Raw genomic sequence first — 21548 nt, 5'->3', positions numbered from 1 at the left:
GCGCCCTAGCACGAGTGCACTGTTTATCGAATCAACTCTTACAGGAATATTGATATGGATACCAAAATATTTGAATTGGTTGTCGAGGCGAGAAGCAACCAGCCGGAGTTGTTCGAGATCGGTGAGCCGATTCCGTTGGGTGTGGTGCCGAAGCGAATGCACGCGTGGACGATTCGCCGCGAGAACCATGGGGAGCCGCAGCGGGCATTCACAAACGAGATCGTCGACGTGCCGTCACTCGGCCCCGACGACGTTCTGGTCCTCGTGATGGCAGCCGGCGTCAACTACAACGGCGTGTGGGCCGCCCTCGGTCAGCCGTTCTCGGTGCTGGACCTGCATGACGATCCCTATCACATCACGGGCTCGGACGCCGCGGGCATCGTCTGGGCCGTCGGGTCGAACGTGAAGAAGTGGAGAGTCGGCGACGAGGTGGTCGCGCACTGTTCGCAGGTCGACGGCGACGACGAGGAATGCAACGGCGGCGATCCGATGTTGTCGCCGTCGCAACGGATCTGGGGTTACGAAACGTCTCATGGCTCGTTCGCGCAGTTCGCGCGCGTCCAGTCGACTCAACTGATGCCGCGCCCGAAACACCTCACATGGGCTGCCAGCGCCTGCTATACGCTCACGCTCGCTACCGCGTATCGGATGCTGTTCGGCCACAAGCCGCACGTGCTTTCGGCGGGGCAATCGGTACTCGTATGGGGGGCGGCGGGCGGGCTCGGAACGATGGCGATCCAGCTCGCGGCGCTGGTTGGGGCGCGCCCCGTCGCCGTGGTCTCCGACGATTCGAAGATCGAGTTCGTCAAGCGTCTCGGCGCGGTGGGCGCGATCAATCGCTCGAATTTTTCGTGCTGGGGCGCGCCACCGCCGGTCGATGCGCAGACCGCGTACGCGGCCTATGTCGATGCGGTCAAGAAGTTCGGAAAAGCGATCTGGGACGCGCTCGGCGAGAAGCGCGACGTCGACATGGTGTTCGAACACCCGGGCCGGAATACGTTCGCACCGTCCTGCTATGTCGTGAAGCGCGGAGGCATGGTCGTGTTCTGCGCGGCGACGAGCGGCTACGACCTGACCTGCGATGCGCGCTACGTGTGGATGCGACAGAAGCGCATCCAGGGCAGTCACTTCGCGAGCCTCAAGGAAGCCGCACAGGCGAACCGTCTCGTGATGAGCGGCAAGATCGATCCGTGCCTGTCGGAAGTGTTTCCGTGGAGCCGCTTGCCGGAGGCGCACGCGAAGATTCGCGCGAACCGGCACCTGCCGGGCAACATGGCCGTGCTCGTCCAGGCGAGCAGCAGCGACGATCTCGCCGCGGCAACGCGCCACTAGACCCGATGAACGCCTCTGGCCGAGAAAATGCGATGGACCAATCGAACCCACATCCGCAACGCGTCGCCGTCATCGGCATGTCATGCCGCTTCCCCGGCGGGGCATCCAGTGCATCGAGCTATTGGGCACTGCTGAATTCAGGGCAGACGGCCATTTGCGAAACACCGCGCGAACGCTTCGATATCGACGCGTTTTATTCGCCGGATACGGACGAGCCCGGCACCACGTATTCACGCGTGGCCGGCTATGTCGACGATCCGTTCCGCTTCGATCGCAAGCTGTTCCGTACTTCGGCGGCCGAGGCCATGGAGATGGATCCGCAACAGCGCTGGATGCTCGAGCTGACCTGGGGCGCGCTCGAGAACGCAGGCGTCGCACCCGGCGGGCTGCGCGGCACGAACGTCGGGGTATTCATGACGATCGGCGAGGCGGACTATGGCCGGCGCACGGTCTGGTCCGGCGATCCCGCCCGCATCACCACCTATTCGAAGCTCGGCAACCTGCGCGCGATGGCGCCCGGGCGAGTCGCGCACATACTGGGATTGAACGGACCGGCAATCTTCGTCGATACGACCTGTTCGTCTTCGCTGGTCGCGATCCATCTTGCCGCGCAGAGCCTGCAGGCCGGCGAGTGCGACGTGGCGATCGCAGGCGGGGTGAACCTGATCCTGGGGCCGGAGGAAACGATCGGCATTGCGCGGCTCCAGGCGATGTCCCCCTCCGGCCGGTGCCGTCCCTTCGACGCGAACGCCGACGGCTACATTCGTGGCGAAGGCGGCGGCGTGATCGTGATGAAGCGGCTTGCCGACGCGCTATCGCATGGCGACCGTGTCGATGCGGTGCTGGCCGGTTCGGCAGTGAACAGCGACGGCGCGAGCAACGGCCTGACCGCGCCCAACGGTGCGGCTCAGGAAGCCGTCATTCGCCGGGCGATGACGCGCGCGGGCGTTCGTCCGGAAGCGGTCGCCTACGTGGAAGCGCATGGGACGGGCACGGCGCTCGGCGATCCGATCGAGCTTTCCGCGTTGCGCAACGTCTATGCTCGCGCCGTCGTGCGCGACAAGCCGATCCTCGTCGGCTCGGTGAAGTCCCAGCTGGGGCATCTGGAGGGAGCCGCGGGCATGGCCGGCTTCATCAAGGCGATGCTGATCCTGCGGCACCGCCATGTACCCGCGCAGGTGAACTTCGAGACACCGAACCCGCGTTTTCACTGGGAAGGTTCGCAGCTCGAGATTCCGCGCGAGGGAGCGCCGCTCGCCGAGGGCGATACGGTCGTCGGCGTGAGCGGTTTCGGCATCACCGGGACCAATGTCCACCTGATTCTGGTCGCGCCGGAGCGCGTAGCAGACCTCGGCGCTCCGATTGCCCGCGAACGCGTGCTGACGCTTTCCGGGCGTTCGCCCGACGCACGCCGGCGTGTCGCGTCGGCATGGCGGGCCTGGCTCGCGGACATGTCCGCACCACTGCGCGATGCGTGTCACACGTCGAACGTACGACGCGATCATTTCGACCATCGCGTTGCGCTGGTCGGCACGACGAAAGCGGACTTCGTTGCCGCGCTCGACGACTTTCTCGCGGAGAATCCGTCCGGGGGATGGCACGCCGGCGAACACCCGCGCAAGCCCCGCCTCGCGTTTCTGGTGCCAGGCCAGGGAGCCTGGCAGCCAGGCGTCGGAGGGAACCTCTACAACGGCAACGGATTGTTCCGCAAACATGCGGACGTGTGCCTGCGCGCGCTCGACGGCGAGACGGCGCGCGACGTGCTCGATGCGATTCTCGGCCACAGCGCGCAACCGGTGCGCCATCATCCGGGGCAACTTGCCCATTTCGTCGTGTGCTACGCGCTGGCGCGGACATGGATGGAGCTGGGCGTACAGCCCGACCTGCTGATCGGGCATTCGCTCGGCGAGCACGTGGCCGCGGTGATCGGCGGCGTGATGTCGCTTGGCGATGGCCTCAAGGCAGTGGAGGCGCGTGGTCGCCTGTTCGATACCGAGACGCCGCGCGGCGCGATGCTCGCCGTCGCCGTCAGCGTCGACGAATTCGCGGGGCGGTTCGCGTTCGGTACGGATCTGTTCGTCGCCGGCATCAACGGGCCGGGGCAGACGGTCGTGAGCGGCACGCCGGAAGCGGTCGGGCGGGTGCATGACGCGATGGTCGCCGCGGGCAAGCGGGTGTCGCTGCTCAAGACCTACGGTACGCCGGGCCATTCGCCGATGTTGCGTTCGATGCGCGAAGCGTTCCGGCGAGCGCTCGAACCGCTGACGTTTGCGCCGCCGTCGATTCCGATCGTCTCCACGCTCACGGGCGACATCGCGACCGACGCGATCGCCGGCGTCGAGCACTGGCTCGATCTTGTCGAGCAACCGGTGCGTTTTCACGACGCGCTGCTGGCCGCGTCGGACGGCAGGACGATCTTCGTCGAAGTGGGCCCCGGCGCGGCACTGGCCAAGCTCGCACGCGCCGCGGCGGGGGGCGACTGGCACTGTGCGATCGCGTCGCTCGCGGACGGTCCGGAGGGAGACGAGGAAGCCGAGGCGACCGGCTTCGCGCATGGCTGCGCACGCCTTTACAGCGAAGGGCAGAAGATCGCATGGAGCAAGCTGTACGGCAAGGCGCCGCGACCGGCCGATGCGCCGGGTTACTCGTTCGATCCGGAGCGCTTCGAGCTGCCGTTCCCGGACCTTGCGGAGGCCGCGCGCGGCGCGGTGCGACGACAAGGCGGCAACGCGTCGAACGACGGGACCGGGGTGCCGGGACCGGGAGCGGCGGATCGCGTCGAGGCCGCACCGGCGGATGCCGCGCAGACGCTCGCGATGCTGCGTGCGGTCGCGGCGACGGTCGCACCGGATACCGTCGTGCTCGACGACGGTCTTTCGCTCGTCAGCCAGGGCTTCGACTCGCTTGCATTGACGGAACTGCGCGTTCGCCTGCATCAACAGCTCGGCACGATGCCGCCGATCTCCATGCTTGTGCGCGGGGCATCGCTCCGGACGCTGGCGACGTGGTTCGGCACGACGAACGGCGCCATGCCGGCGCGCGAAGCGGTGTCGAACGACATGCGGAAATCCGCCGGGACGGACGATGACCGCGAGCTGGTCGTGACGCTGCGCGACGGGGCCGGGCCGCTCGTCGCGCTCGTCCACCCGGTCGGCGGAAACGTGCTCTGTTATCAGGAACTGGCTTCGTCATGGCCCGGCGATCCGACGGTCGTCGCGATCCGCCATCCGTACGCGGACCAGGGCCACGCACCCGAGTATCTTTCGATCGCGCAACTGGCGTCGCGCTATCGCGCGGCCTTGCTCGCAATACACGGCAGACAGCCCGATCTGCTCGGCGGCTGGTCGTTCGGCGGGATCGTCGCGCATGAAATGGCCGCGCAATGGGAGGCGGAGGGCGAAACTGCGCCGCCGCTGATGATCGTCGACAGCCCGCTCCACGACGGCGAATTCACCCTGCGGTTGCGTGCACTGGCCGATGATCTCGCGTCCGGCGACGGCAGGCAAACGGTCGATCGATGGCTCGCCGATCCGCGTTTCGACGCCATGCTCGACCAGGACTTCTACCTCGCCGACGTGCGGCGCCGTGCCCACCCCGCGACGTTCGACCATATCGCGCGTCTGCACGCCGCGAGCGCGGCGGCGCTCGCCTGTCATCAACCCCGACAGGTGCATACGCGCATCGGATACGCGCTTGCCGCACGCGACAAGCGGGGAGTGTCGAGCACCCAGGTGGAACAGCATCTGGGCCGCCTCGCGCGCGGCGGCGTGGCGGTGGGTGTGTTCGATGACGATCACAACTCCATCGTGCGCGAGCCTTCCGTGCAGCGTCTGGCTCGCTTTCTCGGTGGAGGCTGCGCCGACAACGAACCGCGTGTGCATGCGACGCCCGCATAGGCACTGCGTTTCGGTTTCCCGGGCGCGGCGTTGCCGCCGTGCCTTCATCGTTCTCAATCCGACTTCAAGGAATCGATACCATGAGCGATCAAATTCAAGCCGCGGCCGTCAACGGGTCGAACGTGACTGCCGAAGCCATTCTTGCGTGGATTCAAGAGTGGACCGAAGCAAACAATCTTCAGGTGCCGACCGATCTCGAGCAGACCTTCGCCGACGCCGGATTCGATTCGATGCATTCCGTCGAACTCGCGTTCTTCCTCGAAGAGCGGCTCGGAATCAAGATCGACGATACGGTCCTTTACGACTATCCGACCTTCAATTCGCTGGCGGCGCATCTCGTCTCGCTGCAACGGAAGGACACGATCCCGGCCGCGGAGCCGGGTGAAGACGCGAACGTCGGAAGCTGGTAATACGTGTACGCCGGCAGCGAGCGTTCAGGCGGCCGGCGCCTCATCGACTTCAATCGGAGTACGGAAGATGGTGCAAATCAATCGCGCGGACGCATGGACGTCGCGCGTCGTCGGCTGCGGTTCCGCGTTGCCCGAGCACCGCATGACGAATGATGACATCGCGCGCATGGTCGACACCACGGACGAGTGGATCACGCAGCGCACGGGCATCCGTGAGCGCAGAATCGCGGCGCACGGCGAGAACACGTCCGATCTCGCGATCGGCGCCGCCAGGGCCGCACTGAATCGCGCCGGCATCGACGCAGCCGAGGTCGATCTCATCGTGCTCGCGACCTGCACGCCCGATCGCACGATGCCCGCGACGGCCGTCCGTGTTCAGGAAGCGCTCGGCGTGCGGCGCGGTGCTGCGTTCGACGTGCAGGCAGTCTGTTCGGGCTTCGTCTTCGCGCTGTCGGTCGCCGACAACATGATCCGTCTGGGCCAGGCCCGCACCGCGCTGGTGATCGGGGCGGAAACGATGTCACGTATCGTGGACTGGCAGGACCGCAATAGCTGTGTGCTGTTCGGCGACGGTGCGGGTGCGCTGGTGTTGCGCGGCGAACGCAACGAAGGCGACAAGCCGCGCGGCGTGCTCTCCACGCATCTGCATTCGGACGGACGGTACTGGGACAAGATTCACACGGACGGCGGGGTGTCATCGACGCAGAGCGCCGGCAAGATGCATCTCGAGGGTCGCGATGTATTTCTGCATGCCGTCGTCAACCTCGCCGACGCGTCGCAGGAAGCGCTCGCGGCACACGGCCTGACCCAGGACGACCTCGACTGGATCGTCCCGCATCAGGCAAACCAGCGGATCGTGCTAACGCTCGGCGGAAAACTGAACCTCCCGATGGAGAAGGTCGTCCTCACCGTCAGCAAGCACGGCAACACATCGGCAGCGTCGATTCCGCTCGCGCTCTGCGAAGCCGTATCCGACGGGCGCATCAAGGAGAACGATCTCGTTCTGACGCCTGCAATGGGCTCGGGATTCACGTGGGGCGCGGCGTTGATCCGGTGGTAGTCGACGCGCACCGTATCGGCGTGCGCGTCGGTACGGTGCGACGTGGGCGCGGATCGCGGCTGTCTCGGGTACGCCGAACCGGCGTTGTCCTGATATGTGGGAATCCTGCGGATTTGCTCGAGAAAGTGACAAAAGTTCACTTTGCGTCCTCGGAACGCCGTCTTATGCTGGCTGCATGTCGCAAGCAGCGGCTCGAAAGAACCGCCTGATCGGAGCGTAAACGGTGCCCCGCGTTCTGAAGGCGTCGCTGCATGTCGCATCGTTCGCCGTGTTGCGGCACCCGGTGCTCCGACGATGGGGCGAGATCGGCCTGCAGGCGCGTGGATGCTAGGAGGAACGGATCCGGCGATGATGCTCGGCAATGAAAGCGTCGACATCGGTTTCGTGAAGCGGCTCGCCGAGGTAGAAACCCTGGCCGTCGACGTCCGGCAGTGTGCTTGCCCATTCGAACTGTTCGGCGGTTTCGATGCCCGTCATTACAACGTGTTTGCCATGACTTTTCGCAAGCTGCACAAGGGTTTCGACAATCCGCATGGACTCGCCGTTTTGCAGCACCTCGCGAATCAGCGATCGATCGAACTTGACGATATCCACCGGCAACTGCTGCAGGAGCGTCAGCGAGTTGAAGCCGGCTCCGAAGTCATCCAGTGCGATGCGCACGCCGATCGCCTGCGCCGCATGGATGGCTTCCACCAGCCAATCGAGCCGGGCGGGGGGGACGACGTCGGTCAGTTCGATTTCGACACGGCCTGGCTCGAGCCCGAGCGACGCCAGCCGTGCGGAAAGTTGCGCGGGAAACTCCGCGTGCCCGAGCTCGGACGGCGACAAATTGATCGCGAGCGACAACTCGCCGTACCCCGCCGCCTTCCACTGCGCCAGCCTGCACGTCGCGCGCCGGGTGAGCAGGTCCGTGAATCCGGTGGCAAGGCATGAATCCTCGATCATGCTGATGAACGACGCGGGTTCCAGGACCCCACGCTCCGGATGATGCCAGCGCATCAGGTATTCGAAGCCCGCCAGGCGAACCCCGTGGAGTGCAAATTTGGGTTGGAGGAGGAAAAAGAACTCGTCCTGACGAAGTCCTCGCGCGGCATCGTCGAGTGGATCAGTTGACGCGAATGGGTGACTCATGAAGTAGGGTAGGCCGATTGAAATATGGGGAAGATGTTTTCGGTTGATTCATTCTATGGAGTGAGTTGAAAATTTTCAACTTGTGAAAAACGAACAAATGTAAATTCAGTTACCAATAGTCGTATCGTTGGCTTGGTTTTTATTGAATTATAATTGTGAGTGCAAATATCTTTTTGCATTGATGCTTGTGTTTGATTAATTGATATTGATTATGATGGCGTGTTGGTTTTTTTTGGATTCGGATTGGCGCAATTTTTACCGGTATTGCGCTTGAATATACCGAAATTCAGTAGTTCGTGCTGGCTGATGAGGGTGGGGTAGAATTTTCATTGAATGTAAATTTAATTGTAATTAAATATTAAATTTAATTGCGAAAATAAATAACGTATAATAATTGCATGTTAATTGCGAAATGTAATGGGCCGAGTCAGAATGGCAGGGCGTGTCGGCGAGGCTCGTGCAGGGTGGAGAGCGGTGGATAAGTCGTAATGCGCGTTCGGTTTGCATCGTTTGTCAATGCTTTTTGAAATGAGTTCTTGGCGTTGGATAGGGTTATTTCAAACGTCGATCAATGCAATATCGATGGGGCGTCATCTAATCGACATGTTCGGAAGATTTTTGGGGCCGGGGCGGCGCCGTTCATGTGATGAGGGAAAACGGGCGACCGGGCATGCGTCCTCGCCACGCTCGATGGAATGGATGCGCCTGACGTCTGCGCTTGTTCTGGTATGCGTGGTGCTGACAGCGACGTCCGCGTTGCATCACATCGACCGGGCGTGGTTCGGGTTCGTGTGGCAGTCCGTCCGACACGGAGCCATCAAGCCGCTCGCGGTGATCATGGTCGACGATCGTACGACCGGGCGCCTGGGCGACTGGCCGTTCAGCGTGGAAACACGGGAGCGGATGATGGAGCGGCTCGCCGGAAGCGGCGTCGCGGTCGTCAGTTTCGACCTGACCGGCCTGCGGGACGTCGCACGCATTCGCGCCGGCCATTCGGCCATCGGTGGGACGGCAAGCCGCGACGCCGGACGGACGCAGGCGCGGGCGGCCGGCAACGCCTGCGTGCGCGACACTGCGTTTCAGGCGGGCGGACCTTGCGCACTCTACTCGTACGTCAATGTGCTGGACGGCAAGGTGCCGTCGAGCCGTCTGCGCGGCAGCGTGGTCCTGATTCGCGCGGCGATCGAGAACCCGGACAGCGGGGCGATCGTGTCGCCGGACGCTACCTTGCCGATCGGCGACGTCGTCGCGGCAGCCGGCGCATCGGATGCGCCGGCGCGCCAGATCGGTCTCACGTGGGTGCTGCTCTTCAACGAGACCGTTGTTTGCTTGACGTGCCTGTTGCTCTTCCGGTTCGGTCCTCGCACAGGCCTGGCTGCGTCGCTCGGGGTTGCCGGTGCGATTGCGGGGATCTCGTTCGTCATGTTCGTTTTCGGAGGCGAGGCGTTGCCGCCCGCCACCGGCATGCTGATGTGCGGACTTGCCTGCTTGCTGTGGTTTTGGCGATGCGTCGAAGTGTTGTCGCGCTTCATTGGCCGCCTGGCGGACCGGATGGCTGCAGAACCGTCGCTGCATGTGGAGCCGGCGGAGGCCGTGCGGTCCATGGACCCGGTTCGCCGGCAACTTGACAGGACTGCGAATCTTGAGGTGCGGGTGCGTCGTTATCGTGCGCTGATCGATGCATGGGTCGACAGTCTTCCGGAGGCAACGCTGATTGCGTCGGCTGCCGGGGTCGTCCTGCTGGCGAACGAGCGAATCGCCGCATGGTGCGCGGATCTCGACGAGCATTCGGTTTCCGGCGGGCCGCCGGTGGGACGGCTGGTCTCGGACGTGCTGTTTCAGATCACCGCGTCGCATCGGGCGAGTGAATTTGTCGCGCAGGCAATGGCGTCGCTGGATGACTGGCCCGATGGCGATGCGCTGTCGGCGCAGACGAAATCCCAGCTCGATCAGGGGATCGAGATTGCCAATGCCCGATGGGGCCGCTCGCTGCTGATCAAGTGCGCGCCGATCCGCCCGTCCGTTTACGGCGAGAATGCGCTGGTCTTTCATGTCGCGGACGTCTCGTCCGTGCGGATGGCCGAACGGCAGCGCGACATGGCCTTGCGATTCCTGTCGCATGACATGCGGTCTCCGCAGGCCTCGATTCTCGCGCTCGTTTCCCAGATACAGCGGGATCCGTCGCGGTACACGCCACAACGTTTCTCGGAACTGGTCTCGCAGTATGCGACGCGCGCGCTCAGCCTGTCCGACGATTTCCTCTTTCTTGCCAGGGCCGAGAATCTGCCGCCGAAGCTGACCGCCGTGGATCCCGCACTGGTGCTTGGCGATGCCGTCGACGATCTGCTGCCGCAGGCGAGCGCGAAATCCACGACCGTCAACCTGATGGCGGAGCCCGGGCTCAGTACGATCGCCGATGTGCAGCTGCTGCGGCGGGCATTCGTCAATCTGATCGGCAACGCGATCAAGTTCGGTCGGGAAGCGTCTACGGTCGACGTGGAACTGTCGGCAACGGATCGACACGTGAAGATCACCGTGACGGATTATGGCGCCGGCATATCCGAGCGCGACCAGGAAAAGCTGTTTCGCGAATTCACGCAACTGGACGGAAAAGCGACGATGTCCGGGCATGGACTGGGCCTGGCGTTCGTCAAGACGGTCGTCGATTCGCTTGGCGGCAAACTGCAGGTCCGGTCGACGCTCGGGGAGGGCACGACCTTCCTCATGTTTCTGTCGAAGCATGATCACGACGCCGCGCTGGGGCGTTGATCCCGGTGCGGGTACTGGAGGAGCTGCGTAAACCACAAGGCGGGGCAGGCGCTCTCCGCGGCAACGGCGTGCGACGACGCGGCTGCTGCGCATCGCGTAGGGCGCCGGCAGAGGTCCATCGGCCGCTAGGCGGCGGAAACGACCTGGATCCGGCGCGCTTCAGGCGCGCCGGTCTGTTTCGCGGGCATGGCAAGGTCGAATTCCAGGATCGTGTTTCTGGAGGGCAGCCGTGAGAGAACTGACGGATCCTGGAGACTGCTGCCGCGAAAGTAGGCCGGACTCGTTTCGGCCGCCGCGAGCAGCGGCGTATCGGGCAACGTTGCCCAGAACGCGATGAAACCGTATCCGTCATCCGGCTCGAACCGGTTGCACACGCCGCGCACGCGCGAGCCGACCTGGCCCCAGGCGGACAAGCCGGCGGCCGCATCGCGAACCGGAAGCAGGCCGGGGACCAGATAGCCGCTGATGAACTGGTCGGCGGTATCGCGCAACTCGAACGGCACGTTGTCGAAACCGAGGACTTCGACCCGGCAGCCTTTCTTCTGAAGTGCTCGCACGACTTCGACGAAATCGCCGTCGCAGGTTGCGACGAGCACGGTGTCCAGCCGGTCCGATTCGGATAGCGCGTCAACGGCCATGCCGAGATCCGAATTGGATTTGACGGTCTCGGTGCCGTCCTCGTCTGCAACGTGCCTGAGCGGCTTGACCGTGACGCGGAACCCCTTGTCGCGGAGCGCCGCCTGATATCCCTTGATCCGCGCATCGTAGTCGGCGGAGCGCGCGGCGCGGCGTTCGTCGACGCTCAGATACGCATGCAGCCGCTGAATCGTGGCGTCGGCCCGGCCTGCGAGCGCGCGCAGCACCTCGTATCGCATCTGGTGGCCGCCATTTGCGTCGATGCTGCTTCCATCCACATACACGCCGACCCTTCTCATTGTCGTCATCCGGATTGCTGGTGGGTTGTCGCTCGGGTAACTGAATCAAGCGCCGTCGAACCGTGCCGCTCGTCTACGCTGCAGCAGTACGGCGCTTTGCGGGCGTGCGGCCGTTACGGCGGGCGGCCGGATGTCGCGCGCAACGCGGGGGGAAGCGCAATGCGCGGCCCGCTGCCCGCAAGCGCGTCCTGTCGGTCAATGGCGGCGCCCGTCACGCGGGCGAAGTGTGATTGGCGCCACCGGCGTCGCCGTCCGTCAATCGCGCCCGCTTACGGTGATCGAGACCCGCCGATCGGGTTGCAGACACGCGATCACGGCGCTGCTTCGGCCTGGCGGGCAATGCGTGACAGGCTCGCGCGACCCCACGCCGTCTGCCTGAATGACGTTGCCGTCCAGGCCATGCGAGATCAGATAGCTGCGAACCGTTTGCGCGCGTGCGCGCGACAGCGGTTCGTTGATCTCGCTGGTGCCGATACGGTCGGTATGACCGACGACGGCGATTCGCGTGATCGCCTGGTGACGCTTGATTCGTTCGATTGCATCGTCGAGCTGCGCCCTGCCGGCGGGCTGCATCGATTCGACGCTCGATTTGCCGAACGCGAACAGCGCGTCGCTCTGCAACGTGAATTGCTCGAGCGTCGAGGCCGGCGGCTGTGCCGCAGCTGCCGGCGCGGCCGATTTCGGCCGCACGAAGTCCGCGCATGCGGGATCGCGCCAGTAGGTGTCGCTCACCTTCATGTGCGCGTCGTATCGCACCTGGTACTGACACGCGACGACTTCGTTGCCGCGGCGGAAGTCGAACAGGTAGTTCCAGACACGACTCCCGACGAACCACTCGTTGAAGTGAGGGGGGCCGAGAAGATCGAACATCTGGTCCTTGTTCAGGCCGGGCCCGACGTTACGCAGGTTGTCCACGTTCACGAACGTGCCGCCTTTCGGGCTGGCGGATTGCGGATCCGGAAAGCGGGGCGGTCCGTCGACGGCACAGCCTTCCAGTGATGCAACGGAAAACAAGGCGACAGACAACGCAAGTACCCATTGGATTTTCATGATCAGTCTCTCATCGTATAAGGAGCCGCGTATCCGGCGCGGCGGCAACGATCGCTCGTTGCGGGCCGCTGCCGCATATCGCTGCAGGACATCGGTTTTCCCGCGATCACCACTGATAACCCGCGCCGATCACGGCGCCGTAGTCGTTGCGGGTGTTGGTCGTGACGGCGGCCTTATAGATCCAGTGATTGTTTTCGGAGATCGTCGAGATGCCGATTGCCTGGCCCGACTGGCTGCGATAGACGCTGCCGGCGATCGCGACCATGCTCTTGCCCGGTCCGGACGGCTGCGGCAGCCCCGCGACGGCCATCGCACTGGCGGTGCCGCCGTCCGCGTCGCGTCGCAGGCTTTGAATCTTCGCGTCGGTATACGCATTCGCGTTTCCGACGGCGGCATTCAGCTGCTGGACATTCACGCCATCGGTCGGCGCGGTGCCGGCCGCGACGTTTGTGAGCTGCCGCGTCGAATTCGCCGTGCCGATCGAGACGACGTTGTTTCGGCCACCGTCGTTGCTTCCCGAGCCGATCGCTACGGAGCTGTTGCCGGAGGACGTCGCGCCCGCGCCGATCGTCGTCGAGCCGGTGCCGGACGCGGTCGAGCCGTTGCCGACCGCCGTGCTGTTCGAGCCGGACGCGACGGCGCCGTTGCCGCCGGCCGACGAGTTCGAACCCGTCGACGCAGGCGGGGTCGACGATCCCGGTGTCGAGGGGAAGCCGCCGGTCCCGCCGTTGGTATTGCTGATGTTCTGGATCAGGGTCGTCAGGTTCTGGTTGACGGCTTCGAGCTGGCTGACGTTGACTGCGTCGGTGCCGGCCGAGCCGGCGGCGAGGCCGGTGATCTTGCGGTTGCCGATGTTGATTTCGCCGGCTGACGATTGCGGGCTGCTCAAGCCGTAAGCAATGTAGTTCGACTGCGCACCGACCGTCGTGACGGATCCTGCGCCGAGCGCGATGCTGTTCGCGAAGTTCGCGCTGGCGCCCGAGCCCAGCGCGATGGCGTCGGCTGCGCTGCTGTTTGCCCCCGAGCCGATCGCGATACCGCCCGACGTGCCGGCGACGGCGTTGGCGCCCTGTGCGATCGATTGCGGCCCTGTTGCGTTCGCGCCGCTGCCGAGCGCGATGGCGTCGGCCTGCCCGGAATTCGCGGCCTGGCCGATGGCCACGCCGCCGGGCGCCGTTTGCTGCACGATCGCACCGTTGCCGATCCCGACGCCGTTATCTCCGTTGACGACCGTCGTGGGTCCCACCGCGATCGACTCGGCGCCTACGGCGAGCGAATCGGCTGCGGTCGAGTTGGCGTGGAAGTACATCGTCGGCGTCACGGAGAACGATTGTAGCGCGCCGGTCAACTGCCGGACCGTTACCGCATCGTGCGCATCGGTCCCGTCGGCCACGTTGACCAGTTGCCGGTAGGTATTGCCCGATGCGCTGCCGAACGACACGGCGCCCAGCAGGGTCGCGTCGGACGTATTGAACGGCACCGTGTGGCTGCCGGCCGGAATCGTGCCGCTGCCTGCCGCGATGGCGCGATCCGACACGGAGCCCGAGCCGATCGCGACACCGCCGTTGATCGAAACGGCCGTCTGCGCGCCGAGTGCTACGCCGTTCGCCGCGCTCGCCTGCGCACCGGTGCCCGCTGCAAGGCTGCTGGCTGCGCTCGCCACTGCCTGAGGGCCGACGGCAATGCTGTCCGTGCCGGTCGCCTGACTGTCGGCCAGCGTCGAATTGGCGTGGAAGTACTTGATTCCGGCACCGTTGCTGATGTTCGAGATGGCCGTCGTGTTGGACGTCACCTGCTGATTGGTGGCGAACAGCTGCGAACCGTTGACTGCGTCGGTGCTGGTACCGCTCAACTGGCCGGCGGCGACGTTCTGGATCTGTCGTTCCGCGCCCGCCGAGCCGACGCTCACGACGCCTGCGGGCGTCGCGCCCGCGAAGTTGTAGGTCACGCCGCCAATGACGGCGTTCGACGTCGGCGTGGCCGCGGTCGTTGTCGCGTTCGCGCCGAGTGCGACCGAATTCGCGAGCGTCGCTTGCGCGTTGCCGCCGATTGCCACCGAATCGGCACCGCTCGCCGTCGAGTCGGGATCGGTGGAATTCGCGTGGAAGTACTTGATGCCGGCGCCGTTGTTGATGTTCGAGATGGCGGTGGTATTCGACGTGACCTGCTGGTTGGTGGCGAACAGCTGCGAGCCGTTGACTGCGTCCGTGCTGGTGCCGCTCAACTGGCCGGCGGCAACATTCTGGATCTGTCGTTCCGCGCCCGCCGAGCCGACGCTCACGACACCCGCAGGCGCGGCGCCCGCGAAGTTGTACGTTACACCGCCGATCACGGCGCTGGCGGTCGGGGTGGCCGCGGTGGTCGTTGCATTCGCACCGAGCGCGACCGAGTTCGGCTGTGTCGCCTGGGCGTTGCCGCCGATCGCCACGGCATCGGTGCCGGTCGCCGACGAGTCGGGAGCCGTCGAGTTCGCGTGGAAGTACTTGATGCCTGCGCCGTTGTTGATGTTCGAGATGGCCGTCGTGTTCGCCGTCACCTGCTGGTTGGTGGCGAACAACTGCGAGCCGTTGACCGCGTCGGTGCTGGTGCCGCTCAACTGGCCGGCCGCGACGTTCTGGATCTGTCGTTCCGCGCCCGGCGCGCCGACGCTCACGACGCCTGCGGGCGTCGCGCCCGCGAAGTTGTAGGTCACGCCGCCGATGACGGCGTTCGACGTCGGCGTGGCCGCGGTGGTCGCCGCATTCGCGCCCAGCGCGACGCTGTTGGCCACGCTTGCCGTCGCGCCCGATCCGAGCGCGACGCCGCCTGTTGCAGCGGCCTGGACGTTGGCCGAATCGCCGATCGCGATCGCGCCCGCGACATTGGCCTGCGACGTGTTGCCGAGCGCAACCGAGCCCTGTCCGGTCGCGACGTTCGTGTTGCCCAGCGCGATCGCGCCGTTGCCGTTCGCGGTGTTGTTGGCGCCCATCGCGACTGCGCCGTTACCGGTGGCCGTATTCGGATCGCCGATCGCCACCGCGCCGTTGCCGCTCGCGGTCTGCCCTTCGCCGAGTGCGACGGCGCCGGTGCCGCCCGTCACTTGCGAGTTGTGGCCGCCGGCGATGGAGCCGGTGCCTGCGGCCGCGGCGACGGTGTTGGTGTCGCCGATCGCGACGGTCGATGCGGCAAGCGCCTGGGACGTCGAGCCGATCGCGACGCCAGCGACGTTGGCGGCTTTCGCATTGATGCCGACGGCCACCGTGTTGTCGGCGCTGGCGGTCGAACCTGAGCCAAGTGCAACGGCAGAGACGCCGGCAGCGGTTGCCAGGTTGCCGACGGCAATGCCGGACAGCGTGGATGCCGTGGCGGTATCGCCGATGGCGATCGAACTCGTTCCGCTGGCCGTTGCCTGATTGCCGGATGCCTGGGAATGGAGGCCGCTGGCGAGCGCGTTGTTGCCGAGCGCAACCGCCTGATCGCCGGTTGCCTGCGTGCCGGAGCCGGGGACGCCGGCCGTGCCGCCGGGGCCGATTGCGATCGAACTCGTACCGGACACGCCGCTGTTGACGCCGATCGCGATGCCGGACGCGCCGCTGACCGACGCACCCGAGCCGAGCGCCATGCCGGCGGCGGCGGTGTTCGTCGTGATCGATTTGAAGCCCACGGCGATCGAATAATCGCCTGCTGCAGTCGACAGCGTCGTGAACGCGGTCGAATGATCGCCCGATGCGGTGCTTCCGGCGCCGAGTGCCGTCGCGGAATTGTTGGATGCAACCGACGCGTTTCCGAGCGAAATCGATGAAATGCCGGAAGCGGCCGCGTTCAATCCGGCGGCTACGGCGTTGTCGGCGCTCGCACGGGCGCCCGGACCCAATGCCGTGCTGCCGACGCCGGACGCCGTGGCGAAATCGCCCAGTGCGTTCGCGTTTTCCGCAGTGGCGGCGGCCGACGTGCCGAGGGCGGAGGCGTTCGTGCCGGTCGCTACCGACGCATGCCCGATGACGGTTGCGCCAATACCGCTTGCCGTGGCGCTGCCGCCGATGGCGGTCGCGCTGCTGGCGGACGCCGTCGAGGCCTGCCCGAATGCGCTTGCGCCAGTGTCGCTCGCGATGGCGGTGGCACCGATCGCCGTCGCGTTGAACCCGCTCGCACCGGTATTCGAGCCGATTGCGATCGAGTTGCCCGATCCAGTGGCTGCGGCTCGTACCCCGAGCGCTACGCCACCGCTGGACGTCGCGATCGTCGCGGCACCAATCGCAGTCGCGGCGTTCCCGTTTGCCTGCGAGTTTTCCCCGACGGCCACTGCATTGCCGCCGCCGGCACCGGCTGCGAAACCGAGTGCCATCGATCCCTGCCCGGCGGCATTGGCTGAGCACCCGGCAGCAATCGCGTTGGTGGTTGCGGCAGCCGCGCCGCAGTTGAAGCCGTTCAACGTGGCGGACCCTTGTGCCTGTGCATACCCTAACGTAGGCGTGCCTATGGCGAAGAGGCCGATCGAAGCGGCGACGATCGCCCGCCGGGACGGTTGCTGTATGCGTTCGATCGACAGGGCAGCCGATGCACGATGCTTGGCGGTGAATTCACGCTCAACGGCTTTGCCGCGTCGGTCGACGGTGCCCGACGCCCCCGGTTTCCCTTTTCCGCCGGCCCCGTCGACTTCCGATACCGCGACCAGCGCACCGCGCGTCTTGCTCCATATGATCTTGTGCATTCTGTTCATGTTGATGCTCCATGTGAAATGATCACGTCCTGTTGGAGTAAATTATGTAGTGATGCTAATTTTATGGTTGAAGTAAAAACAACTTCATAATCGATCAGTGATTCGATCCGAAATTGATCGTCAAGGATTGAGGTGGTGGAGTTTATTTTTCGTATGGAAGAGTTGATTTTGAAGGGGCGTGAAATGACCGCGCGTCTTACGGAAGCGGGTATCACCCCATCGGCTCCGGGATGACGGGCGTGTGCGAATGTCACCCTTGTCCTCGGCGACGCAGGCCGATCCGGGTGAGCGATGTCCTGTGCAACGGCAGGCACTTTTGACGACCATGGATCGTCTCGGGAGGTTCGACATCTCGGCATCTCGATAGGAACAAATCACGACCGGCGATGGGGCGCCGTTACTTTATAAACCCGCTGCTATGCCTGATTGCTTTTCAGATGGGAGTGCCGTCATGGCGCTCATCTTTAAAAAATCAAAATCCATTGTTTCGGCGAAAATTTGGTAATTTATTTTCGGATTTAATGAATTCAATTTGATGGATATTGCGATGGATAGATGTTAGGAGAGGATTTGAAAATCAAAAAGTGAACATTTGTCACCCTTGCGAAAACTGTGGAACGACGATGACACCGGTCCGTTGCGGTGGATTGAAACACTCATCTATCGCGAACGAACCGACCTAGATCGGCAGGGGGTTCGGCGAGCGCACGCCGATTGAACGGGCAGCCAAATCGACATCGACATCGGATTTCCGGATATAAACAGAGGAGACCGTAATTTCTAAAGGACGGATGCGACTGGAGGCGACGGCGTCTTCGCACCGGGCGTGCCCGGATTTTCCGGGCAGGAGCAGATGCCTGGCCCCGTATGGGGCGATGCCTCGTGCCGTCGACGCGCCCTACGACATGCGACGCATGCTCAAGCCTGGTCTTCGACCAGCATGCCGGCGTCGCACGGCATGTCGACCGATGCCTTGATCTGATCCAGTCGGTAACCCAGCGTATAGATGGCCGACAGACGCAAGCCGTTCTCGACGCCGAGCTTCAATTTTTGCCGGATGCGATAGATATGCGTATCGAGCGAACGCGACTCCGTCCCGAGTTCGCGTCCCCAGGCTGTCGTTGCCAGCAACTCGCGGGACATGATCTTGCCGAGATTGTGAAACAGGCACGCGACGAGCTGAAATTCCTTCGTCGTCAATTCGATCGTGGTGTCACGAAGCCGAACGGCACGCTCCACCGGATCCAGCACGTATTGGCCTGCCCGGATCGGCTCGTCGCGCTTCACGTTCCGCGCGACCCGGCGCAACAACGCGTTGACTCGTGCGGCGAGTTCGTCGGCGCGGAACGGCTTGCTCAGATAATCGTCGGCGCCGGCCTCCAGCGCCCTGACGACATCGAGTTCGTCGACACGGCTGGTAAGGAACAGCACGCCGTATTCGACATCGGCGCGCGTGCGAATCCAGTTCAGGACTTCGATTCCCGTCACGCTGGGCAGGTGCCAGTCGAGCACGACTGCGTCGACCGATTCGGATCGCAGAAACCGCAACGCCTGTTCGCCATCGACGACGACCTTGATCGTATGGCGGAACGGCGCCAGTGCGTTTTGCACTTCCTCGACCTGAACGGGATCATCCTCCACAACCAATATGCGCATTCATGCACCCCAATTATCCTGGTTCCTCGACCGGCACCCGCAAACCTGCTTTTTGCGTGCGGGCAAACGTTTGCGTTTTGATTTATGGAACAAACGGTTAAGCAATATAAAGCAACGATAATGCACGCGATTGTGACATTTTGTGAATTCGTCGTATGAAATACAGCGCAGGTAAAAAGGGATGCAACAAGATGTCTCAAGGGAATTTTTACCTGCCGGCGTGATGCGTCGAAATGGAGCCGAAGACGACCAGCGAGGAGGGGCGCGAAGGGGTGCTTTGCCGGGAAGGTGGCGGCAGATACCGGCGAGGCGTCATGAATGACGACGGCGCGCGACGACGATCTACGCGGATCTCGTTGCGCGCATGCAGGCGGACGATCCGCGCGTTGTCGTCACGTTCGCGGTCGAGCTGCCAGATGCAGTTCGATTCGGATAACCGCGTTGCCAATACGCGGTGGGACAAGCCGGGGTGCGAGGCGTTCGGCGGGAAGGGGGCGGCGAGCAAGGCAGGCTGATGCTGCATGACCGGCCTTCGGGCCGGGTTGAGGCGCCGATGACGTGGGTCCGTCGGCGCCCGCAGCGTCAGTGTCTGAGCACGCAAACGGCCACGATTTCGTATCCGGGATCGGCATGCACGTGCGCCGCCTTTTCCGCTTCTTCATACGAACGAAACGACGTGGCGTCTTCAACCGCCGGCGCCATGCCGATATCGCCATCCTCGGCGGTGCAGAGGAACTGCTCGCCGGTCTTCACGACGTAGACGGACAACATGATTCCCTCCATCGTTTGCAAGGGGGGAATTCCAGTCTAGCAGGCCGGAAAAGGGGCTCAGGCGGTTTGCAGCGTCCTGTCCGCGAGGTTGTTGCCGGAGGCCGCGCATTGGCCCGGCGCGCGACAGCATCGGAAAGCCGTGCACAATACGCGCATGCAAACCCCAGACCTCGAACACCTCGTCACCGTCACCATGCCCTTTGGCAAGTACAAGGGCCGGCTCCTGGCCGACCTGCCCGGGCCTTACCTCAACTGGCTGGCCCGCGAAGGATTCCCGCGCGGCGAAATCGGCCGGCAACTGGCGCTGATGCACGAAATCGATCACAACGGCCTGAGGGACTTGCTGGCGCCGTTGCGCAAGCGCGGATAGCGTCAATCAGGGGCGAATGGCCCTGCGTGCACCTACCACGTCGCCGATGCTGACCTAGAATGGAGAGAGCAGTTCACGGCAAAAAGGGGTGCCAACATGAGACGCCTTTATTTCCTCGTACCTGATACGCAGATGGCGAAGGCGATCGTCGATGACTTGCTGCGCGCGCGAATCACCTGGCGTCATATCCATGTCCTCGCCAATCACAGCGTCACACTCGATCAGTTGCCCGAAGCATCGTTGCTGCAGAGCAGCGATGTCGTACATGCACTGGAGCGCGGCGTCGCGTTCGGCGGCGCGACGGGCGCGCTGATCGGCCTCGTCGCGTTGGTGTTTCCCCCTGCGGAGCTCGTGATCGCGGGCGGCGCTGTCGTGGCATTGACGGTAGTGGGGGCGGGCTTCGGTGCGTGGACGGCCGCGATGATCGGCATTGCCGAGCCGAACGCGCGACTCGAGCGATTTCGTGAAGCGATCAAGGACGGCCAGATCCTGATCATGGCCGATGTGCCGGCGTTGCGAGAGCAGGAAATCGAGCAGATGGTCGCCCAGCATTTTCCGCGGGCGGACCTGGAGGGGGGCGAGTCCACGACACCGATCTTTCCCTGACACGTGAATACCGGCATGCACGATGCCCGATCGCGTCGCCGCGTATCGCCGGGCGCATCGTCGCGTTGCCGTGACCAAGGCCTGCGTGACGCGCCGATGCCGAACCGGCGCAGCGTGCCCGCCGCCCCTTTATGCCCTGATGAAGCGCGCAACGGACGTGCATCCGATCCGACGCGCACGGCGCCTTCCGAACTCGAGCGCCGAGGTGGAACCGTCTGCAAGGAGGTCGTATGGAACTGCACATGCAATCACACCACTGGGAGCGGCGCACCCCCGACTGGCTTTGCGCTGCCGTGGCTGGCCTTGCGGGCGGCGCGCTGGTGATCGCGCTGGAATTCTTCTGGTCGACGCTGGTGATCGGTGAAAGCCCGTGGCAACCGACTCACAAGATCGCGGCGATGGTGATGGGCCGCAGCGCGCTCGGTCAGATGTCGCAATTCAACCTCGAGATCGTCGCGATGGCGCTGCTGCTGCACTACGTGCTCGGCGCGATCATGGGGATGATGCTCGCCGCGATCATGGCGCCGTTCCGCTTCGATTCGAGCGTGGGCATGGAGGCCGTCATCGGGCTGGCGTTCGGGATCGTCGCGTACGGCTGGAATTTCTACGTGATGACGGCCGTGTTCCCATGGTTCATCTCGGAACGCGGTTCCGGACCCTTGCTGGCCAACCTGCTGTTCGGCGTGGTGGCCGCGGTCACTTACGGCATGCTGGAGCGGCGGCGCGAGCGGAACGCCGCGGACTGACGCGGCGCGCGTTTTCCGGTGCGCCGACCCTGAAGACCGGGCGCCCGTTTCGCATGGCATCGTCGCACGCGACGCAGCCATGCGACGCCGTCGTTCGCGCGGTTCGTCCAGGAGCGC

The 21548-nt window shown here is 64.3% G+C and carries 15 protein-coding genes; 8 read left to right on the top strand and 7 right to left on the bottom strand.

Translation table 11 applies throughout. The features are described from left to right. The first annotated feature begins 54 nt into the window (after positions 1–54). From ccrA to U5798_RS02560, 4 genes are all read left to right on the top strand, one after another. On the top strand, positions 55–1332 hold the full coding sequence (gene ccrA, locus U5798_RS02575) for a crotonyl-CoA carboxylase/reductase (RefSeq protein WP_124448507.1): 1278 nt from the start codon (positions 55–57) through the stop codon (positions 1330–1332). A 5-nt stretch (positions 1333–1337) separates the two neighbouring features. Next, positions 1338–5228 carry a type I polyketide synthase gene (locus U5798_RS02570; RefSeq protein WP_260434820.1) on the top strand — a complete coding sequence of 1297 codons (3891 nt, stop codon included), beginning with the start codon at positions 1338–1340 and terminating at the stop codon, positions 5226–5228. Positions 5229–5308: 80 nt separating this feature from the next. Further along, the gene (locus tag U5798_RS02565; RefSeq protein ID WP_124448504.1) at positions 5309–5638 is read left to right on the top strand and encodes an acyl carrier protein; all 330 of its coding nucleotides are present in this window, start codon (positions 5309–5311) and stop codon (positions 5636–5638) included. A gap of 67 nt (positions 5639–5705) precedes the next feature. Further along, positions 5706–6698 carry a beta-ketoacyl-ACP synthase III gene (locus U5798_RS02560; RefSeq protein ID WP_124448502.1) on the top strand — a complete coding sequence of 331 codons (993 nt, stop codon included), beginning with the start codon at positions 5706–5708 and terminating at the stop codon, positions 6696–6698. Positions 6699–7025: 327 nt separating this feature from the next. Here the strand turns inward: U5798_RS02560 and U5798_RS02555 are convergent, their stop codons facing one another. Then, positions 7026–7829: an EAL domain-containing protein gene (locus tag U5798_RS02555; RefSeq protein WP_124448500.1), complete on the bottom strand. Its 804-nt coding sequence runs from the start codon at positions 7827–7829 to the stop codon at positions 7026–7028. Between the two features lie 690 nt (positions 7830–8519). Between U5798_RS02555 and U5798_RS02550 the strand changes: the two genes are divergently transcribed. Continuing rightward, entirely contained in the window at positions 8520–10598 is a 2079-nt protein-coding gene (locus tag U5798_RS02550; protein ID WP_322081072.1) for a HAMP domain-containing sensor histidine kinase, read from the top strand. Positions 10599–10723: 125 nt separating this feature from the next. Here U5798_RS02550 and U5798_RS02545 read toward each other — a convergent pair whose 3' ends face one another. From U5798_RS02545 to U5798_RS02520, 6 genes are all read right to left on the bottom strand, one after another. After that, positions 10724–11533 (bottom strand): NYN domain-containing protein, encoded by an 810-nt coding sequence (locus U5798_RS02545; protein WP_185658112.1) that lies wholly within the window; start codon positions 11531–11533, stop codon positions 10724–10726. A 255-nt stretch (positions 11534–11788) separates the two neighbouring features. Continuing rightward, entirely contained in the window at positions 11789–12583 is a 795-nt protein-coding gene (locus U5798_RS02540; RefSeq protein ID WP_415859484.1) for an OmpA family protein, read from the bottom strand. A 106-nt stretch (positions 12584–12689) separates the two neighbouring features. Then, positions 12690–17282, bottom strand: a complete 4593-nt coding sequence (locus tag U5798_RS02535; protein ID WP_322081070.1) for a YadA-like family protein — start codon at positions 17280–17282, stop codon at positions 12690–12692. A gap of 918 nt (positions 17283–18200) precedes the next feature. Beyond that, on the bottom strand, positions 18201–18938 hold the full coding sequence (locus U5798_RS02530) for a response regulator transcription factor (protein WP_322081069.1): 738 nt from the start codon (positions 18936–18938) through the stop codon (positions 18201–18203). A 208-nt stretch (positions 18939–19146) separates the two neighbouring features. Further along, the gene (locus tag U5798_RS02525; RefSeq protein ID WP_322081068.1) at positions 19147–19461 is read right to left on the bottom strand and encodes a hypothetical protein; all 315 of its coding nucleotides are present in this window, start codon (positions 19459–19461) and stop codon (positions 19147–19149) included. Between the two features lie 59 nt (positions 19462–19520). Next, positions 19521–19709 (bottom strand): hypothetical protein, encoded by a 189-nt coding sequence (locus tag U5798_RS02520; RefSeq protein WP_034192021.1) that lies wholly within the window; start codon positions 19707–19709, stop codon positions 19521–19523. A 154-nt stretch (positions 19710–19863) separates the two neighbouring features. Between U5798_RS02520 and U5798_RS02515 the strand changes: the two genes are divergently transcribed. From U5798_RS02515 to U5798_RS02505, 3 genes are all read left to right on the top strand, one after another. Then, positions 19864–20079, top strand: a complete 216-nt coding sequence (locus U5798_RS02515; RefSeq protein WP_124448490.1) for a DUF3820 family protein — start codon at positions 19864–19866, stop codon at positions 20077–20079. 96 nt (positions 20080–20175) lie between these two features. Then, positions 20176–20685: a DUF1269 domain-containing protein gene (locus U5798_RS02510; RefSeq protein ID WP_124448488.1), complete on the top strand. Its 510-nt coding sequence runs from the start codon at positions 20176–20178 to the stop codon at positions 20683–20685. A gap of 230 nt (positions 20686–20915) precedes the next feature. Continuing rightward, entirely contained in the window at positions 20916–21431 is a 516-nt protein-coding gene (locus tag U5798_RS02505) for a hypothetical protein (RefSeq protein WP_124448486.1), read from the top strand. Positions 21432–21548: the final 117 nt, after the last annotated feature.

Source organism: Burkholderia sp. BCC1972, assembly GCF_905339605.1.
Classification (GTDB): Bacteria; Pseudomonadota; Gammaproteobacteria; order Burkholderiales; family Burkholderiaceae; genus Burkholderia.
Note: the sequence above shows the minus strand (reverse complement) of the source record. Positions and strands in the feature narration are given on the sequence as shown.

What these genes read in the sequence shown, in the direction of transcription:
- ccrA (WP_124448507.1), top strand. Translation starts at nt 55, where the DNA reads ATGGATACCAAAATATTTGAATTGGTTGTCGAGGCGAGAAGCAACCAG.
- U5798_RS02570 (WP_260434820.1), top strand. Translation starts at nt 1,338, where the DNA reads ATGAACGCCTCTGGCCGAGAAAATGCGATGGACCAATCGAACCCACAT.
- U5798_RS02565 (WP_124448504.1), top strand. Translation starts at nt 5,309, where the DNA reads ATGAGCGATCAAATTCAAGCCGCGGCCGTCAACGGGTCGAACGTGACT.
- U5798_RS02560 (WP_124448502.1), top strand. Translation starts at nt 5,706, where the DNA reads ATGGTGCAAATCAATCGCGCGGACGCATGGACGTCGCGCGTCGTCGGC.
- U5798_RS02555 (WP_124448500.1), bottom strand. Translation starts at nt 7,829, where the DNA reads ATGAGTCACCCATTCGCGTCAACTGATCCACTCGACGATGCCGCGCGA.
- U5798_RS02550 (WP_322081072.1), top strand. Translation starts at nt 8,520, where the DNA reads ATGGAATGGATGCGCCTGACGTCTGCGCTTGTTCTGGTATGCGTGGTG.
- U5798_RS02545 (WP_185658112.1), bottom strand. Translation starts at nt 11,533, where the DNA reads ATGAGAAGGGTCGGCGTGTATGTGGATGGAAGCAGCATCGACGCAAAT.
- U5798_RS02540 (WP_415859484.1), bottom strand. Translation starts at nt 12,583, where the DNA reads ATGAAAATCCAATGGGTACTTGCGTTGTCTGTCGCCTTGTTTTCCGTT.
- U5798_RS02535 (WP_322081070.1), bottom strand. Translation starts at nt 17,282, where the DNA reads ATGAACAGAATGCACAAGATCATATGGAGCAAGACGCGCGGTGCGCTG.
- U5798_RS02530 (WP_322081069.1), bottom strand. Translation starts at nt 18,938, where the DNA reads ATGCGCATATTGGTTGTGGAGGATGATCCCGTTCAGGTCGAGGAAGTG.
- U5798_RS02525 (WP_322081068.1), bottom strand. Translation starts at nt 19,461, where the DNA reads ATGCAGCATCAGCCTGCCTTGCTCGCCGCCCCCTTCCCGCCGAACGCC.
- U5798_RS02520 (WP_034192021.1), bottom strand. Translation starts at nt 19,709, where the DNA reads ATGTTGTCCGTCTACGTCGTGAAGACCGGCGAGCAGTTCCTCTGCACC.
- U5798_RS02515 (WP_124448490.1), top strand. Translation starts at nt 19,864, where the DNA reads ATGCAAACCCCAGACCTCGAACACCTCGTCACCGTCACCATGCCCTTT.
- U5798_RS02510 (WP_124448488.1), top strand. Translation starts at nt 20,176, where the DNA reads ATGAGACGCCTTTATTTCCTCGTACCTGATACGCAGATGGCGAAGGCG.
- U5798_RS02505 (WP_124448486.1), top strand. Translation starts at nt 20,916, where the DNA reads ATGGAACTGCACATGCAATCACACCACTGGGAGCGGCGCACCCCCGAC.